The organism is Mesorhizobium sp. dw_380 (assembly GCF_018588885.1).
Taxonomy (GTDB): Bacteria; Pseudomonadota; Alphaproteobacteria; order Rhizobiales; family Rhizobiaceae; genus Mesorhizobium.
This window is the reverse complement of record NZ_JAFFIW010000002.1, coordinates 221,815-238,504: the sequence shown is the minus strand read 5'-3', so window position 1 is coordinate 238,504 and position 16,690 is coordinate 221,815. Positions and strand designations below refer to the sequence as shown.

Here is a 16,690-nt window from a genome sequence, read left to right as displayed (position 1 = left end):
TACATGGCTTACCTGACCGAAAAATTTGGCCCCGCCATCGGCTTTCACAGCGTTGCCGGTGAGGTCGCTGGTCCGGCAAAAGTTCCGGCGGTCAAGGCGCGCGGCGTCGTCCAGGGGGCCAAAGCCCGAAAGAGGATGGCGCAAGCCGGCACCTTCCTCTATGGCCTGCCGCTGCTCGGCCTGTTTTTCCTGCTGTGGGAGATCGCGCCGCGGCTCGGCTGGCTGAACCGTATCTTCTTTCCGCCGCTGAGCGAGGTGCTTGTCGCCTGGTGGGATCTGCTCGCCTCGGGCGTCCTGATCGAGCATATCGGCATCAGCCTGCAGCGTGCGGCGATTGGCTTCGCGCTCGGCGTGGTGGTGGCCATTCCGCTCGGTCTCCTGATGGGTCGCTATGCGCTGTTCGAGAAGGTCAGCGACCTGCTCGTCCAGACGCTGCGCAACACCTCGCAATTCGCGCTGCTGCCGGTGTTCATCCTGCTGCTCGGTATCGGTGAGGAATCGAAGGTGGCGATCACTTTCTACTCCTCGGTCTTTTTTCTCCTCGTCAACACGATCAGCGGTGTCAAATCGGTCGATCCGCTGCTGATCAAGGCGGCGCGCTCGATGGGTACATCCGACTTCGATCTGTTCCGAAAGGTCATCCTGCCGGCCAGCATTCCCTCGATCGTCGCCGGCGCGCGGCTGGCGGTGAAATCCTCGCTGTTCGCGGTCATCGGCGCCGAGATGCTGGCGGCGAAGTCCGGCCTCGGCTTCCTCATCCAGAACTCGCAGCTGATGATGGAAACGGCCGACATGTATGCCGGCATCCTGACGCTCACCGTCATCGGCCTGACCGTCAATTACCTGCTCGTCTGGTTCGAGCGCTGGGCGACCGCCTGGAAGGGCCAGTCCGAGACCTCGCTCATTTGAGCCGTTCATTCAGCCAATCAGGAAGGATTTTTCCATGTCCAGTATCGCATTCGATGGATTTCGCCGGCTGCTCCTGAAGGGCGCGATTGCCGTCGCCATCGGCCTTGGCGGCATGCCGGCCTTCGCGCAGGACAAGCCCGATGTCATCCGCATCGGCAGCACCGCGCCCGGGCACCTCAAATTCGTTCTCGCCCAGAAGGACGGCTGGTGGGAGAAGGAATTCGCCAAGGACGGCATCAAGGTCGAGCTGGTGACGTTCAATGGCGGCTCTGAGGCGACGACGGCTTTGGCCACCGGCGCCATCGAGTTCACCTATACCGGCAACAATCCGGCGCTGCGTGTCGCCGCGTCCGGCGCCGACGTCAAACTGATCGGCCTGTCGAACTATGTCAAAGCGGGCGGCTCCTACATCGTCGTCAAGGCGGACTCGCCGCTGAAGGCGCTGCAGGACCTCAAGGGCAAGAAGGTCGCCTATCTCACCGGCACGGTCCGGCATTCGAATTTCAGCAAGGCGCTGAACAGCGTCGGCCTGACGACGAGTGATGTCGAAGGATTGAACCTGCCATTCGAGGCGTCCGGCCCGGCGCTGCTGCGCGGCGACATCGACGCCATCGTCGAGACGGACTCGACGGCGGCCAAGCTGGTCGATACCGGCGAGGCGCGCGTCCTCTTTGACACCAGTACCCATCCGGAATGGAACGTGCCCAACGTCATCTCGGTCAATGGCGCCTTCGCAGCCAAATATCCCGATCTGGTCAAGCGGCTGCTGAAAGTCGACATCGAAATCTCGCGCTGGGCCGACGCGCATCCCGAGGAGACGATCAAGACTTTTGTAGAGGCGACCAAGTCGTCGGAAAAATCCGTCCGCAAGACCTATGCCGACGGCGTCTTCCACCAGGATCCGAAACTCACCGACGATGCGATCGAAGCGCTCAAGAGCGAAGAAAAATTCATGGCGAGCGCCGGGCTGTTGAAAGGATCGATCGACTATGGCAAATGGGTCGACAAGAGCTTTGTCGATGCAGCCGCAGCGCAAGTCGCTGCCGTCCAGTAGGCCAGAATCATCGGGCAGTGCGCGTTTGCGGCGCTGCCCGATCACCCGGCTCCGTCAAATCTCCGGGATGTTTTCCTTGAAGATCACCTGCAGCCTCGGCTGGTGCAATTCATAGGGCAAGCCCTGGACCGCATGGGTCAAGGTGTTGAGCGCCTCGCGGGCCTCGACGCGCGGGTTCTGGTCGATGACCGCGTCGAGCGTGCCGTCGAGCAGCAGGTCCTTGGTGCCATCCGTCACCTCATGCCCGAGGAAGACCATGGATTGCGCGCGGCCGCGCTCCTTGAGCGCACGGGCTATGCCAGTGTTGCCGGCGCCGACATTGTAGATCGCGGCAAGATCGGGGTGCCGTTCCAGGAGTGCTGATGCCTCTGAATAGGCCTTCTCGCGGTCATCGAGCATTTCGCGCATCTCGACGATCTCGAGATTGGGTGATTCCTCGGTCAGGATATGGCGGAACCCCATTTCGCGCTCCTCGTGGCCGCGATAGGACAGCGACCCGGCGAACAGCGCCACCTTGCCGGGGCGTTCCGATCCCATGAAACGGTTGAGCAGATAGCCGGCCAGCCGCCCGGCGGCGCGGTTGTCGATGCCGATATAGGCGACCCTCGGCACATGCAGGATGTCGGAGGCGATGGTCACCACCTTGACGTCGTTGGCCGATAGCGAGCGGATCGCCTCGCGTACCGTCGGATGGTCGAGGGCGATGACGCCGACGCCTTGCGTCTGCCCTCGCAAATCCTGCAGCAGGCGGGCGAGCCGGTCGGGATTGAAGCCTTCTATGGTGGCGATGTGGACGTCGAGATCGGGGCGCGCCAGGGCCTGCGCCTCGATGTGGCGGTGCAGCACCTTGATGAAGGAGTTGGTGCCGGCCGGCAGCGCGAAGTCGAGCCTGATGATCTCGCCGGGCGCGGGCCGCAGCGGCGCGCCGTTCGGGCTGTCGGCGATGTAGCCGAGACGCTGCGCCATCTCGAGCACGATCTCGCGCGTGCGCGCTCGCACGCCGGGACGGTTGTTGAGCACGCGGTCGACAGTGGCGGCGGAAACGCCGGCTTCCCGGGCAATGTCAGTCAGGGTGGAACGCACCGTCTTTCATCTCCTCAACGCATCAAGATCACGCAATGCCGGCAACCGGCCTGATGGCAACGGCTCCTCTGTATCCGCGATTCTGATGGGAAATGATGTATCCGGCCTTGGCCGATGCGCAAGCCGCTGGGCTAAATCAAGTCGCCCGACACGATCGCGCCGGGCAGAGAGAGCACATTTCCCATCAAATCGAGGCATGGGGAGCGCTAATTGAACCTTGGTATGACGCATTTCCTGGCCTCATTGCGATGTTGTGAGGTGTTTTGATTATTTATGATGTTGACAGCCTTCCGATCCTGCCGTCAATATCCCTCATGGGCTCGTGGAGGAAACATTGGCCCTGAGGGAGGAATTCCAATGTCTGATCTGATCCGCATGTCGCGGCGCCGATTGCTGGCGTCCGGAGGAAAGGCGGCGGTATTCGTAGCCGCGGCAGGTATCGCACCCCAATTCATTCGTCCTGGCCGCGCCTACGCCGCCGACGCCTTGGCGCCGGGCATGATCGGCGGCCCGACCGGCTTCGAGGGCGCCGAGCGTTATCAATATGGAGCCGACACGCCCGAAGGCCGCGCCATCGAGGCGGCCAAGGCGCTGAAGGGCGCCGGCAAGGCGCCGGCCAAAATCGTGCTCGGCCTGTCGGATGGCTCTATCGGCCAGCTCACGCAGCCTTTCCCGGCCGGCGCGCCGTCGATCAAGGAACTGTGGGAGAAAGAGACCGGCATTCCGATCGAAATCGTCGGCCTGCCGAACGGCCAGGAATTCACCAAGACGATGCAGGATATCTCCACCAAGGGTGGGGCCTATGACATCTACTCCACCGAATGGAACCGCCTCGGCGACCTCGCCGAAACCGGCGGCATCGCCAAGCTCGACGATTTCGTCGCCCAGTACAAGCCCGAATGGGACGATCCCAAGACCGGCTATGTCGACGGCGCCAAGGGCGTGTCGCTGCTCAACAAATATCGCGGCTCCAACTATGGCGTGTCGCTCGACGGCGACTTCCAGACCTGGGTCTACCGCAGCGACCTGTTCGGCGACGAAGCCGAAAAGAAGGCCTTCAAGGACAAATACGGCTACGATCTGGCGCCGCCGAAGACCTGGAAGCAGCACGGCGACATCGCCGCCTTCTTCCAGCGCCCGGACAAGGGCCTGTTCGGCTCGACCGACCTGCGCAACCAGGGCTGGGGCTACACCAACTGGTACCAGCGCTATGTCTCGATGGCCTCGCCCAACCAGTTCCTGTTCGGTGACGACGGCAAGCCGCTGATCAATTCCGAGCACGGTATCGCCGCCACCAACGAATATGTCGCTTCGCTCGCTCATCACTCGCCGGACGCGATCTCGTGGGGCTGGCCGGAGCAGTACGGTAATTTCGCCAAGGGCGGCACGGCGATGACCTGCGCCTTCTCCAACCTGCCAAAATTCCTCGACAATGCCGGCAACAAGGATTCGGCTGTCACCGGCAAGATCGGCTCGATGCTGCCGCCCGGCCGCGAGATCGACGGCAAGCTGATCAGCCGCTCGGTGCTGTGGTTCTCGCTGACCGGCATGGTCTCGTCGCAGTCGAAAAACCAGGAGGCCGCCTATCTCCTGCTGCAATGGCTGGGTTCGGCCCGCATCTACGCCTGGATGAGCGCCAACCCCGGCGGCTATCTCGATCCGTTCCGGCTTTCGGATTTCTCCGATCCGCTGGTGCGCCAGACCTATCACGCCTACCACATGGACGTGGTGCGCGAGACGGTCGCCCGCACGGTGCCGACCATCAACTATCCCGGCGCCACCGCCTTCCATAACGCGCTGGACGAAAATCTCATGGCCTCGCTGACCAAGGCCAAAACGCCTGAGCAGGCGATGGCCGACACCGAGGCCGAGTGGAAGAAGATCGCCCGGCGCATCGGCGAGGACAAACTGCTCGAAGCCATCAGGACCAACAAGGAGGCCTGGCCGACCGTTCTCGATCCGATCAGCTGATCCGTCTCCCTGGATCAGAGCCGGAGGGGAGGGGCGAAAGCTCTTCCCCTCCGCAGTCAACGCCACCAGCAAAAGCAGCCAGATGAAGCGTTCCGTCCCCTTCGAGATATTCCGCTATGCCGCGATCCTCGCGGCGATGGCGGTGACGCTGGTGCCGATCCTGTGGATGGTATCGATGGCCTTCAAACCGATCGCCGAATGGTCGGCGACGGGCGCCGACCTGACATGGTGGCCGAAGAACCCGACGCTCAGCAATTTCCGGTTCGTCTTCGGCGAGTCCACCAACAGCCTGATCGTGGCGCTCGACCGCACCGCGCTGAAGCCGATCCTGTCGTCGCTGCTGTCGGCGGTGTTCGGCACCGCGATCGCCATGTCGGCGGGCACGGCGGCCGCCTACGGGCTGTCGCGCTTCGGCTCGGGCCAGAACCTGCCGCTGGCGCTGATCCAGCTCAGGCTGTTTCCGCCGATGGCGGTGATGATCCCGGTGATGATCATGTGGGCGTTCCTGAATTTCACCGACAGCTGGTGGGGCCTGGCGCTGATCTACGGCATCGTCACCTTGCCGTTCGCCTTCTGGCTGATGAAGACCTTCTTCGACGACATGCCGCGTGAGATCGAGGAGGCAGCGCTGGTCGAGGGCTGTTCGCGGCTGCGTGTCTTCACCCGCATCACGCTGCCGATGATGCGTGCGCCGCTGGCGAGTGCGGCGCTGTTCGTCTTCATCCTCAACTGGTCGGACTATCTGATCGCGCTGCTTCTGACGACGCGCGAATGGGTGACCATCCCTGTCTACATGGCCTCGCTGTCGTCCTCGATGACCGGTCAGCTCTATGGCGCCAAGGCAGCGCTTGGACTCATCGCCGCCGTGCCGCCCGTCATCATGGGCATTGCCATCCAGCGCCATTTGGTGCGCGGGCTGACCTTTGGGGCGCTCAAGCAATGAGCGCGGTGACCGTGGCTGTTTCGGAGGACGAAATGGGCGCCGCGCGCGCGAAGCCGGCTCCTCGAGACGAGGGGGCGCGGCTGGGCTTCCGGCTGACCTTGCCGGCGCAGATCCTGGTGCTGTTCATCTCAGCCTTTCCGCTCTTGATGCAGCTCTACATCAGCGTCACCGACTGGTCGCCGCTCTCGGGCATCGGCTGGTGGAATGCGTGGGAGATGTGGAACAGCTTCGCCAACTACACCGACCTTGCCGCCGATGCGCGCTTCTGGAGCGCGCTTAAGCGCACGGCCATCGTCATGATCGTCTGCGTGCCAGCCGAGTTCCTGCTCGGGCTGGCGCTGGCGACGCTGTTCGCCGACGATTTTCCGGGCAAGCGCATCTTCTATTCGATCCTGCTGATGCCGATGATGGTGGTGCCCGCGGTGGCCGGCTACATGTTCTTCATGCTGTTCCAGTCCGGCGGCCCGGTGAACGACATCCTGTCCACCGTCACGGGTACACGCGTCACCATCGCCTGGCTGTCGGACCCGGCGCTGGCGCTGATCGCGGTGATGATCGCCGATATCTGGCAATGGACGCCGCTGATGTTCCTCATCCTGCTTGCCGGGCTGGTCGGGGTACCGGAGGACCAGATCAAGGCGGCGACACTTTTAGGTGCCAATCCGTGGCAGCGTTTCGTCACCATCGTGCTGCCGAAGATGAAGACGATCATCATCATCGCGCTGGCGATCCGCGTGATCGAGAACTTCAAGATCTTCGACACGCTCTACATCATGACCGGCGGCGGACCCGGCGTCGCCACGGAAACGATCTCGGTCTACATCTACAAGGTCACCACGCAGGACCTGATCTGGGGCTATGTGGCGGCGATCGCGCTCGCCATCCTGATCGTGCTCTCGATCGTCGCGGTGTTCGCCATGAAGCGCATGGCGCGGGCAAGGCAGGTGGCGGCATGAGCGCGATCCAGCTGCGCAACCTCACCAAGACATTCGGCGACTTCACCGCGCTGAAGACCATGGACCTCGAAATCGCGGACGGCGAGTTCATGGCGCTGCTCGGGCCCTCGGGCTGCGGCAAGTCGACGACGATGAACATGATCGCCGGCATGGAGGAGCCGACCAGCGGCAAGATCCTGTTTGGCGAGCGCGACATGGCCGGCGTGCCGATGGGTCGGCGCGGCGTCGGCTTCGTGTTCCAGAACTACGCCATCTTCACCCATATGACGGTGCGCCAGAACTTGGCCTATGGGCCGAGGATGCGCGGTGCGGCGAAAGCCGAGATCGACCGGCGTGTCGGCGCCATAGCCGAGTTGCTGCAGCTGACGCCGCTGCTGGAGCGTAACGCCGATCGGCTATCGGTCAATATCTTGCAGCGCGTGGCGATCGGCCGCTCGGCGATCATGGAGCCGGCGATCTTCTTGCTGGACGAGCCACTGTCCAATGTCGATGCGGCCTTCCGGGCGGTCATGCGCACCGAGCTCAAGCAACTGCAGCGCCAGTTCAGGCAGACCATGGTCTATGTAACGCATGATCAGCTCGAAGCGATGACCATGGCCGACCGTATCGCCGTGATGGACCGTGGCGTGCTGCAGCAGGTCGGCACGCCGCTCGAGGTCTACAACAATCCGGCCAATGTCTTCGTCGCCCGCTTCATCGGCGCGCCGGGCATGAACCTGCTCAGAGGCCGGCCGGCGGAGAGTGATCGCGGCCTGGTCGTCGATCTCGGGCCGCTGGGCATCACGCCGCCATTGCCGGATGAGTTGGCGGCCACCTTGCGTGGTGCACGTGGTGACGTGCTCTACGGCTTCCGGCCGGAGCAGGTGGCGTTGGCGCAGGATGGGCGCGGGCTCGCCATGCCTGTCACCTTCGTCGAGCGGATCGGCGCGCGCACCATCGTTCATCTCGGCCAGGGCGAGGGCGCCGTGAAGGCGGTGTTCGACAATGATGTCGGGCTGTCAATCGGGCAGACAGCTGTCGTCGCGCCGCTGTCTTCATCGGTGCGCGTCTTCGACGCCGCCAGCGGACTTGCCGTGAGGGTGGGCTGAAACCATGGCCGATATCGTTTTCCGCAATGTCACGAAAAGCTACGGAACAACGCTTGCTGTCGACGACGCCTCGTTCACGGTCAACGATAACGAGTTCTTCTGCTTCTTCGGGCCGCCGCTGTCGGGCAAGTCGACAATCCTGCGCCTGGTGCTCGGGCTGGAGAGCCCGGACGCCGGAGAAATCCTGATCGGCGGCAGACCGGTCAACACGGTGTCGCCGGCCGAACGCAACGTCGCGATGGTGTTCCAGAACCTGGCGCTGTTCCCGCATATGAGCGCGGGCGACAATGTCCGCTTCCCGCTTGTGGAACGCAAAGTCGCCGAGGCCGAGATCGAAAGGCGCGCTGCCGACGTCGCGGCCAAGCTGCATATCGGGCATATCCTGCACAAGCCGCCGGCGCAGCTTTCGGGCGGCGAGCGGCAGCGCGTGGCGATTGCGCGCGCGCTGGTGCGCGACCCCAATGCCTATCTGATGGATGACCCGATCTCGGCGCTCGACGCCAGGCTGCGCGAGGAGACGCGTGTCGAGCTGAAGCGCATCCAGCGCGAGCTCGGCAAAACACTGATCTATGTCACCCACGACCAGGAAGAGGCGATGTCGATCGCCGACCGCATCGCGATCCTGGACAATGGCAGGATCAGGCAGATCGGCGCGCCGGCCGAGATCTATGATCGCCCGGCGAGCACCTATGTGGCGCGGCTGCTCGGTTCGCCTGTCATGAACATCCTCAAAGCCGTTCGCGGCGAGAGCGGCGTCGAGGCCGCCGAAGGCACGCTCAGCATCGCTGATCGCGCGGCTCCGGCCGACGCCGTCGAGATCGGGCTGAGGCCGGAGGACATCAAGGTCAGACCGTGGCCCAACGAGGTAAAAGGTGATGGGGCTCCGGGCCGTCCGGCGCGGGTGTTCGAGGTCGAGCCGCTGGGCGGCTATACCGTGGTGACGCTCGCCGCTGGGCAGGCGCGGCTGAAGGCGCTGTTGCGCGGCCAGCCTGACATCAGGCCCGATGCGATGGTGGTGATATCCTGCGAGCCGGCCCGCGTGCATTATTTCGGGCAAGGTGGAGGCGCATTGGTGAGATGATTGCCGCCGCGAAGAGGGAATTTCGGGAGGAAGACATGGCAGGCAAGGATTTCGAGCCGGACGTGAAGGTCCGCACGAAAGAATACAGGATCGGCTGCGTCGGCGCCGGCATGATCATGGCCGAGTGCCATCTGGCTGCCTACAAGGAGGCCGGGTTTCCGGTGGTGGCGATCGCTTCGCGCACCAAGGCAAGCGCCGAGAAGGTGGCGAAACGCTGGGGCATCCCGACAGTCCACGACACGCCGGAACAGCTGATCGAGGACACTGATGTCGAGATCATCGACTTGGCCTTCCCGCCGGACCAGCAGCCAGCGCTGATCCGCCATGCGCTGAAGCAGAAGCACATCAAGGCGATCCTGGCGCAGAAGCCGCTGGCCCTGTCTGTCGAGGAAGCCGTCAAGCTGCGCGACGAGGCGGCGAAGACCGGCAAGATCCTCTCGGTCAACCAGAACATGCGCTACGACCAGTCGATGCGTGTGCTGAAGCAGATCATCGACAGCGGCGCGCTGGGCGACATCGTCTTCGCGCAGATCGACATGCACGCCATCCCGCACTGGCAGACCTTCCTCGAGGATTACGACCGGCTGACGCTCGCCAATATGAGCGTGCATCATCTCGACGTGCTGCGCTTCCTGTTCGGCGATCCCGATGAAATCACCACGCTGACGCGCAAGGATCCACGCACGAAATTCGACCATTCCGACGGCATCACCGTCTCGACGCTGCGCTTCCCGTCCGGCGTGCTTGCCGTGTCGCTGGAGGATGTCTGGTCCGGTCCGCGGCAGGACGGCTACAAGGACGACCAGCATATCAACTGGCGCGTCGACGGCACTAAGGGCGTCGCCAAGGGCACGATCGGCTGGCCGACAGGCGCCGCCTCGACGCTGACCTACGCCTCGACCGAGACCACTGGCGGCGAGTGGGTCAGCCCGAGCTGGAACACGATGTGGTTCCCGCATGCCTTCATCGGCGTCATGGAACAGCTGCAGCACGCGGTGAAGACAGGCACGCCGCCGGCGCTGTCGGTCGCCGACAACGTCAAGACCATGGCGCTGGTCGAGGCGGGCTACCGCTCGATCGACGAGGGCCGCACGGTCAAGCTTTCCGAAATCGCGACAAACTGAATCAACTGAATCGCTTACAGGGAGGAATTCAAGATCATGATGCAGGCTGGTATTTTCACGGGCTATTTCCCGTACGGTCTCGAAGAGACGGCGAAGAAGATCCGCGGGCTTGGTTTCAACACGGTGCAGCTCGACCTGCACTTCAGGGATGTCGACCTGTCGTCCGGCCAGATCACCAAGGACAAGGCGAAGACGGTGCGCGACGTCTTCCGCGACCACAACCTGCCGGTCTGCTGCGTGTCGGGCTACACCAACATCATCCATCCCGACAAGGCCGAGCGCGACAAGCGCGTCGGCTATCTCAAGGAGATCATCCGCAACGCCCGCCATTTCGGCTCGCCTTACGTGATCTCGGAAACCGGCACCTACAACACCGAATCCGACTGGGTGCACCACCCCAAGAACAAGACCGAGGAAGGTTTTGAGGAATGCCGCAAGGTCATCGCCGACCTCGCGCAGACAGCCTATGACCACGGCGCGGTCTTCCTGCTTGAAACCTATGTCAACAACGTCGTCGGCTCGGTCGAGGAGACGGTGAGGATGTTCGCGCAGGTCGACCATCCCGGCCTTGGCCTTTTGATGGACCCGACCAACTATTTCGAGACGCACAACATCGACCGTATGGATCAGATCCTGAACCAGGTGTTCGACACGCTGACCGACAAAATCAAGATCGCCCACGCCAAGGACGTCAAGCGCTCGGGCAGCGACAAGTCGGAGAAGCATGCCGATATCGGTGATGAGGACGCGATGGAAAGCCACACTTTCCGCGGCGTCGGCGAAATCGAACTGCCGGCGCCCGGTCTCGGCTCGCTCAACTACGATCTCTATCTGCAGCGGCTGGCGGAAAAGCATCCGAACATTCCGGTCATCATCGAGCATTTGTCGGAAGATGACGTGCCGCGCGCCAAGAAGTTCCTCGACGGGAAGTTCCGCGCCAACGGCCTGTGATGGCCGGCCACGCCGCCGCTGCATGGCGGCGCGGCTCCAAACAAGGGAGGAAAGAATGTTGAAATTCGCTGGGAAATTGGCGGCCGCCGCGACAGTGCTCGCCGGCGTCGCCTTCGGTACGACCGCGCAGGCGCAGGATGGCCAGAAGACCTTCTATCTCTTGTCGCATGGTGGCCCGTCGGATGCGTTCTGGATCGACTGGAACGCCGGCGCGACCAAGGCTTGCGACCAGCTCAAGGTGACCTGCAAGATCTCCTTCAGCGGCGGCGACATGGCGGCACAGAAGGAGGCCTTCAACTCGGCCCTTGCCGCCAAGCCCGATGGCATCGCCACCACATCGGCGCAGCCCGGCCTGTGGACCGAGGAGGTGAAGGCCGCCAAGGCGGCCGGCATCCCGATCGTGTTCTTCAACACCGATGATCCGGCGACGGGACGCCAGGCCTATGTCGGGGCCGACCTCAAGGAGGCCGGCGCGGTCTGGGCCAAATATCTCGTCGACCACAAGATGGTGAAGCAGGGCGACAAGGTGTTCCTGCCAGTCGAGGTTCCCGGCGCCAGCTATCAGCAACTGGAAACCGAAGGCATCGCCAGCGTGTTCGACCCGCTCGGCATCAAATATGACGTGGTCGATTGCGGCACCGATCCGGCCGGCATCATCGCCAAGATGACCGATTACATGGTCGCCAACAATCCGCCGGCGATCATCGCGCTCGGCGATTCCGTGGCGGCCAGCGTCAAGCGGGTCTTCGACGGCGCCGGCATCGCGGCCGGCAAGATCCCGGTCGTCGGCTGGGGCAACTCCAAGGAGACGGCGCAGGGGGTCAAGGACGGCTTCGTCAATGCAGCCGCCTGGCAATACCCGTCTGCGCAGGGCTTCATGCCGGTGGCGCTGCTCGGGCTCGCCGCCTCGGGCGAACCGATCGGCTACGACATCCACACTTTCGGTCTCTACGACGCCTCAAGCGTCGACCCGATCCTGAAGCTCTACGACAAGAAATGAGAAAGGCAGCGCCCGCCGCCTAGTGCAGCGGGCGCCATTTCAAGCATGGTTCAAACAGTCTTGACGATCGCCGCGGAAGACGAAATGCCTGTCGGGAAACGCAGATCGAGTTTGATACGCTCGCCGCAATTCTCCTCCTTCATCATCCTCGTCGTATTGCTGGCGGTGTTCGCGGTCGCCGACGCCAATTTCCTGTCGCCGCTCAACATCTCCAACATGATGGCGTTCCTGCCCGAGCTCGGCATCATCGCTCTCGGCATGACGCTGCTCTTGACGGCGGGCGAGTTCGACCTGTCAGTCGGCGCCGTGTTCGGGCTGGCGCCGGTGGTGGTGATGCTCCTGGTGCAGAATGGCGGCGTGGATATCGGCGTCGCCCTTATGGCCGGGCTTGTGCTCTGCATCGCGATCGGCGCGATCAACGGGCTGATCGTCACCAAGATCGGCATCTCGTCCTTCCTCGTGACGCTGTCGATGCTGCTCGTCGTGCGCGGCGCAGCGCTTTACATCACGCAGGGCTTTCCGCTGAAATCGTGGGACCAGCCCGGCTTCTTCGTGACGCTGCTTGCCGGCAGCTTCAACATCGGCTCGTTCCGCTTCTACACCTCGCTGTGGTGGTTCATCGGCCTGTCGCTGTTTGCCATCTACATCCTGCGTTACGCCAAGCTCGGCAACTGGATCAGCGCCATCGGGTCCAACCGCAACGCGGCGGTGGCGCGCGGCGTGCCCGCGGACGCCGTCAAGATCTGGCTGTTCATCGCGACCTCGGTGCTGGCCGGTCTTGCCGGCATGATCAGCGCCTTCCGCATCTCGGCCGCCTCGCCGGTGGCCGGCACCGGCTATGAATTGGAAGTGATCGCCATGGTGGTGGTCGGCGGCACGGCCCTGACCGGCGGGCGTGGCACTATCCTGGGCACCATCGTCGGCGCGCTGATGCTGCGCGCCATCCGCAACGGCATCGTGCTGGTCGGCGTACCGGGGCTCGCCTACAACATTTTCGTCGGCCTCATCATCCTCGCCATGCTCATCCTGCACGCTCTGCTGCAGAAGAACGCCGCAAGGAGCTGACGATGGAAGTGCTTCGGCTGCAGAATCTGCAAAAATCCTTCGGCAGCGTACGCGCGCTGAAGAATGCCTCGCTGACGCTGAGGGAGGGCGAGGTGGTGGCGCTGCTCGGCGACAATGGCGCCGGCAAATCGACGCTGATCAAGGCGATCTCGGGCGTGTTCCCGGTCGACCGCGGCGACATCTTCGTGCGCGGCGAAAAGGTTTCGATCCGCTCGACCCGCGATGCGATGGACCTCGGCATCGAGACCATCCACCAGGACACCTCGCTGGCGCCGGATCTCAGTATCGCGCGCAATCTTTTCCTCGGCCGCGAGCCGGTCAGTTTCGGGTGGCTCGGCGTGTTCGCGCCGCTCGATCTTGCGAAGTTGCGCAAGGCCGCTTCCGAACTGCTCAAGCGTGTCGGTATCTCGAAGAAGCTCGACGCCGATGCGCTGGTCTCGACGCTGTCGGGCGGCGAACGGCAATCGATCGCCATCTCACGCGCCATGCAGTTCGCCGCCAAGGTGATCATCCTGGACGAGCCGACCAACAATCTCGGCGTCGAGGAGACTCATGGTGTGCTGCGCTTCGTCAAGGAGGTGCGCGATGCCGGCCATTCGGTGCTGCTCATCACCCACAATATCCACCATGTGTTCCAGGTCGCCGACCGCATCGTCGTCATGCGGCGCGGCGAGATCGTCGCCGAACAGACGGTCGCCGACACCGACCTTTTGACCGTGGAAAGCATCATCACCGGCGCCGACATGTCGGCCTTGCTCAAGGAGGCGAGGGCAAAGTGAAGGACGTCGCATGGTAGAGCTCTACGGCAAGACGCTGTCGCGAAGGCAAGTCGCCGAGCGGTCCGGCATGCTGTCGCAGTTCGCAGGCGTGCGGCTGATGACGCTCGGCGACGGGGTGGAGCGCGGCATCCGAATGCTGGAGTTCCGCACCGGCTCGGGCCTGCGTTTCACCGCGCTGGTCGACCGGGCGCTCGACATCGCCGATTGCGACTTCAAGGGCCAGGCGATCGGCTGGCATTCGCCGAGCGGTTTTCGCAACCCTGGTCTTCACGACTATGAAGGGGAGAGCGGGCTGGCCTGGGCGCGTTCCTTTTCCGGCCTGCTTGTCACTTGCGGCCTCGACCACATATTGGGCCGGGAAGAGGTGCCGGCAGAGAGCTACAATTACCCCGGCAAGAAGACCGTGATCCATTCGCTGCATGGCCGCATCGGCACGATCCCGGCGCGGCTGACCGGTTACGGCGAGGCGTGGGATGGCGACCGCTGCGTGTTGTGGGCCGAAGGCGTCGTTCAGCAATCGACGGTGTTCGGCGAGGATTTGCATCTCATCCGGCGCATCGAGGCCGATGTCGGCGGCAACGAGATCCGGCTCTCCGACCGTGTCGTCAATCACGGCTTCAACCGCACGCCGCACATGTATTTCTACCACGTCAATGTCAGCCATCCCCTGCTCGATGGGGGTTCGCGCTATCTGGCGCCGATCCGCGACGTGGTGTGGGCCGGCCATGCCGGCGAGCGCTACGAGGCGCAAGAGGTCGGCTACCGCACCGTGCCGGAACCGCAAATGGGGTTCAGCGAGCAGGTCTGGCAGCACGAAATGGACGCTGACGGAAACGGCGAAGTGCCGGTGGCGGTGGTCAACGACCGGCTCGGTCTCGGTTTCGAAATGGTGACGCGCAAGGACCAACTGCCTTGCGCCTATCAATGGCAGAATTTCCAGGCCGGGCAGTATGCGCTGGGCATCGAGCCCTCGACCCATCACGTGCTCGGCGATCTCGCCGCGCGGGAACGCGGCGAGATGATCTGGCTGGAGCATGGGGAAAGCCGGGTCTACGATGCGGTGTTTCGGGTCCTCGATGGCGCCGGTGAGATTGCCGCGGCGCAAGAGAGGATCGCCGCGATCGTCGCGCAGCCGCAGCAGGATTTTCCGCGGCCATCAGGCAATTTTCCGAGATTGGGGGCATGATGAGAGATGAATGCTCCGGCTGGCGGGCCGGAAACCGGAGGTCGGCGTGATGGGCAAAAAACGCGACTACAGCCTGGTCGGCGAAAGCACCCGGCTCGCGATCGAGACCGGCCTGGCCTCGGCCGAGTGGTACCACACCGACGTGCCGCGCAAGGCGATGAAGGAGTTGATGCAGCGCTTGGACGGTCCGGCGATCCGCGACACGGTGATCTGGATATCAGCCATTCTGGGCTCGGCCGCCGGCATCGTCTGGTTCTGGGGCTCGTGGTGGGTGGTGCCGTTCCTGTTCGTCTATGGCGTGCTCTACGGTTCGTCGAGCGACTCACGCTGGCATGAATGCGGCCACGGCACGGCCTTCCGCACGCGCTGGATGAACGACGTCGTCTACCACATCGCCTCCTTCATGCTGATGCGCAATCCCGTGCAATGGCGCTGGAGCCATGCCCGCCACCACACCGACACCATCATCGTCGGCCGCGACGCCGAGATCGCCGTCATGCGTCCGCCGGACCTGTTGAAGGCGGCGCTCGCCTTCACTGGCATTCTCGACTTCCGCTATTCGCTGCCGACGTTGGTGCGTCAGGCCTTTGGCACGCTATCGGACGAAGAAAAGAGCTATGTCCCCGAGATGGAGCAGCACAAGGCCGTGGTTGCCGCCCGCTGGCATGTCGCCATCTATGTCGCGACGATCGCTCTTGCGATCGCACTGAAATCATGGCTTCCGCTGGTGCTGATCGGCCTGCCGCGTCTCTACGGCACCTGGCACATGGTGACGACCGGCCTGCTGCAGCATATCGGCCTTGCCGACAATGTCGTCGACCACCGGCTCAACAGCCGCACGGTCTACATGAACCCGATCAGCCGGTTCATCTATTGGAACATGAACTACCATGTGGAGCACCACATGTTCCCGATGGTGCCTTATCACGCGCTGCCCAGGCTGCACGAACTGATCAAGCACGACCTGCCCGAACCGAACCCGTCGATGTGGCATGCCTATCGCGAGGTCTGGCCGGTCCTGCTCAGGCAGCTGAAATACGAGGACTATTACCTCAAGCGCGAATTGCCGCCGACGGCCAGGCCCTATCGCGGCGAGTTCCATGAGGTCGATATGTCGGCGGCGGCCGAATAGCGATCGCGAATGTCCTAAGGAGACCGAGATGGCCGACTGGGTTGAAGCATGCGCGGTGGACGACATCGAAGAAGAGGATGTCATCCGCTTCGATCATGGCGGCCGCACCTTTGCGGTCTACCGCTCGCCGGATGACGAGTTCTTCGCCACCGACGGCTATTGCACGCACGAGAAGGCGCATCTGGCCGATGGGCTGGTGATGGACGACATCATCGAATGCCCCAAGCACAATGGCCGCTTCAATTACAAGACCGGCCAGGCCAAGGGCGCGCCGGTCTGCGTCAATCTCGCGACCTATCCGGTGAAGGTCGAGGCCGGTAAGGTGATGATCCAGATCTGAGGCGCGGCAAGCGATCCGCGGCAAGCAA

General features: G+C 63.3%; 16 protein-coding genes. 15 read left to right on the top strand and 1 reads right to left on the bottom strand.

Translation table 11 applies throughout. The features are described from left to right. The first annotated feature begins 3 nt into the window (after positions 1-3). Together JT360_RS02755 and JT360_RS02750 are read left to right on the top strand one after the other, a co-directional pair. On the top strand, positions 4-909 hold the full coding sequence (locus tag JT360_RS02755) for an ABC transporter permease (protein ID WP_214469977.1): 906 nt from the start codon (positions 4-6) through the stop codon (positions 907-909). Positions 910-943: 34 nt separating this feature from the next. Further along, positions 944-1,963 carry an aliphatic sulfonate ABC transporter substrate-binding protein gene (locus JT360_RS02750; RefSeq protein WP_214469976.1) on the top strand — a complete coding sequence of 340 codons (1,020 nt, stop codon included), beginning with the start codon at positions 944-946 and terminating at the stop codon, positions 1,961-1,963. Between the two features lie 54 nt (positions 1,964-2,017). On the opposite strand, the gene JT360_RS02745 is transcribed toward JT360_RS02750, so the two are convergent. Next, positions 2,018-3,046, bottom strand: coding sequence for a LacI family DNA-binding transcriptional regulator (locus JT360_RS02745; RefSeq protein ID WP_214469974.1), 1,029 nt, complete (start codon positions 3,044-3,046; stop codon positions 2,018-2,020). Between the two features lie 357 nt (positions 3,047-3,403). On the opposite strand from JT360_RS02745, the gene JT360_RS02740 reads away from it, so the two are divergent. The 13 genes from JT360_RS02740 to JT360_RS02680 all read left to right on the top strand — a co-directional run bounded on the left by JT360_RS02740 (position 3,404) and on the right by JT360_RS02680 (position 16,662). Beyond that, positions 3,404-5,017, top strand: coding sequence for an extracellular solute-binding protein (locus JT360_RS02740; protein ID WP_214469972.1), 1,614 nt, complete (start codon positions 3,404-3,406; stop codon positions 5,015-5,017). 82 nt (positions 5,018-5,099) lie between these two features. Further along, positions 5,100-5,960 (top strand): carbohydrate ABC transporter permease, encoded by an 861-nt coding sequence (locus JT360_RS02735; protein ID WP_023769530.1) that lies wholly within the window; start codon positions 5,100-5,102, stop codon positions 5,958-5,960. Then, the gene (locus JT360_RS02730; RefSeq protein WP_214469971.1) at positions 5,957-6,916 is read left to right on the top strand and encodes a carbohydrate ABC transporter permease; all 960 of its coding nucleotides are present in this window, start codon (positions 5,957-5,959) and stop codon (positions 6,914-6,916) included. Before JT360_RS02735 ends, JT360_RS02730 begins: the two co-directional genes overlap by 4 nt. After that, positions 6,913-8,004, top strand: a complete 1,092-nt coding sequence (locus tag JT360_RS02725) for an ABC transporter ATP-binding protein (protein WP_214469969.1) — start codon at positions 6,913-6,915, stop codon at positions 8,002-8,004. Before JT360_RS02730 ends, JT360_RS02725 begins: the two co-directional genes overlap by 4 nt. A 4-nt stretch (positions 8,005-8,008) precedes the next feature. Further along, positions 8,009-9,085, top strand: coding sequence for an ABC transporter ATP-binding protein (locus tag JT360_RS02720; RefSeq protein ID WP_214469967.1), 1,077 nt, complete (start codon positions 8,009-8,011; stop codon positions 9,083-9,085). A 35-nt stretch (positions 9,086-9,120) separates the two neighbouring features. Further along, a complete protein-coding gene (locus tag JT360_RS02715; RefSeq protein WP_214469965.1) occupies positions 9,121-10,209 on the top strand; it encodes a Gfo/Idh/MocA family protein in 1,089 nt (362 codons plus the stop codon). 36 nt (positions 10,210-10,245) lie between these two features. After that, positions 10,246-11,160, top strand: a complete 915-nt coding sequence (locus tag JT360_RS02710) for a sugar phosphate isomerase/epimerase family protein (RefSeq protein ID WP_214469964.1) — start codon at positions 10,246-10,248, stop codon at positions 11,158-11,160. Positions 11,161-11,215: 55 nt separating this feature from the next. Further along, on the top strand, positions 11,216-12,160 hold the full coding sequence (locus tag JT360_RS02705; protein ID WP_214469962.1) for a sugar ABC transporter substrate-binding protein: 945 nt from the start codon (positions 11,216-11,218) through the stop codon (positions 12,158-12,160). Positions 12,161-12,244: 84 nt separating this feature from the next. Beyond that, entirely contained in the window at positions 12,245-13,225 is a 981-nt protein-coding gene (locus tag JT360_RS02700; RefSeq protein WP_250888575.1) for an ABC transporter permease, read from the top strand. Beyond that, entirely contained in the window at positions 13,222-14,004 is a 783-nt protein-coding gene (locus JT360_RS02695) for an ATP-binding cassette domain-containing protein (RefSeq protein ID WP_214470109.1), read from the top strand. The genes JT360_RS02700 and JT360_RS02695 overlap by 4 nt, the downstream gene beginning before the upstream one ends. A 10-nt stretch (positions 14,005-14,014) precedes the next feature. Next, entirely contained in the window at positions 14,015-15,190 is a 1,176-nt protein-coding gene (locus JT360_RS02690) for an aldose 1-epimerase family protein (RefSeq protein WP_214469958.1), read from the top strand. Between the two features lie 10 nt (positions 15,191-15,200). Next, positions 15,201-16,322, top strand: coding sequence for a fatty acid desaturase family protein (locus JT360_RS02685; RefSeq protein WP_250888574.1), 1,122 nt, complete (start codon positions 15,201-15,203; stop codon positions 16,320-16,322). Positions 16,323-16,350: 28 nt separating this feature from the next. Next, complete coding sequence (locus JT360_RS02680; RefSeq protein WP_214469957.1) at positions 16,351-16,662, top strand: MocE family 2Fe-2S type ferredoxin; 312 nt, start codon at positions 16,351-16,353, stop codon at positions 16,660-16,662. Positions 16,663-16,690: the final 28 nt, after the last annotated feature.

Excerpts from the sequence above, each read along its gene's own strand:
- JT360_RS02755 (WP_214469977.1), top strand. The coding sequence starts at position 4 with ATGGCTTACCTGACCGAAAAATTTGGCCCCGCCATCGGCTTTCACAGC.
- JT360_RS02750 (WP_214469976.1), top strand. The coding sequence starts at position 944 with ATGTCCAGTATCGCATTCGATGGATTTCGCCGGCTGCTCCTGAAGGGC.
- JT360_RS02740 (WP_214469972.1), top strand. The coding sequence starts at position 3,404 with ATGTCTGATCTGATCCGCATGTCGCGGCGCCGATTGCTGGCGTCCGGA.
- JT360_RS02735 (WP_023769530.1), top strand. The coding sequence starts at position 5,100 with ATGAAGCGTTCCGTCCCCTTCGAGATATTCCGCTATGCCGCGATCCTC.
- JT360_RS02730 (WP_214469971.1), top strand. The coding sequence starts at position 5,957 with ATGAGCGCGGTGACCGTGGCTGTTTCGGAGGACGAAATGGGCGCCGCG.
- JT360_RS02725 (WP_214469969.1), top strand. The coding sequence starts at position 6,913 with ATGAGCGCGATCCAGCTGCGCAACCTCACCAAGACATTCGGCGACTTC.
- JT360_RS02720 (WP_214469967.1), top strand. The coding sequence starts at position 8,009 with ATGGCCGATATCGTTTTCCGCAATGTCACGAAAAGCTACGGAACAACG.
- JT360_RS02715 (WP_214469965.1), top strand. The coding sequence starts at position 9,121 with ATGGCAGGCAAGGATTTCGAGCCGGACGTGAAGGTCCGCACGAAAGAA.
- JT360_RS02710 (WP_214469964.1), top strand. The coding sequence starts at position 10,246 with ATGATGCAGGCTGGTATTTTCACGGGCTATTTCCCGTACGGTCTCGAA.
- JT360_RS02705 (WP_214469962.1), top strand. The coding sequence starts at position 11,216 with ATGTTGAAATTCGCTGGGAAATTGGCGGCCGCCGCGACAGTGCTCGCC.
- JT360_RS02700 (WP_250888575.1), top strand. The coding sequence starts at position 12,245 with ATGCCTGTCGGGAAACGCAGATCGAGTTTGATACGCTCGCCGCAATTC.
- JT360_RS02690 (WP_214469958.1), top strand. The coding sequence starts at position 14,015 with ATGGTAGAGCTCTACGGCAAGACGCTGTCGCGAAGGCAAGTCGCCGAG.
- JT360_RS02685 (WP_250888574.1), top strand. The coding sequence starts at position 15,201 with ATGCTCCGGCTGGCGGGCCGGAAACCGGAGGTCGGCGTGATGGGCAAA.
- JT360_RS02680 (WP_214469957.1), top strand. The coding sequence starts at position 16,351 with ATGGCCGACTGGGTTGAAGCATGCGCGGTGGACGACATCGAAGAAGAG.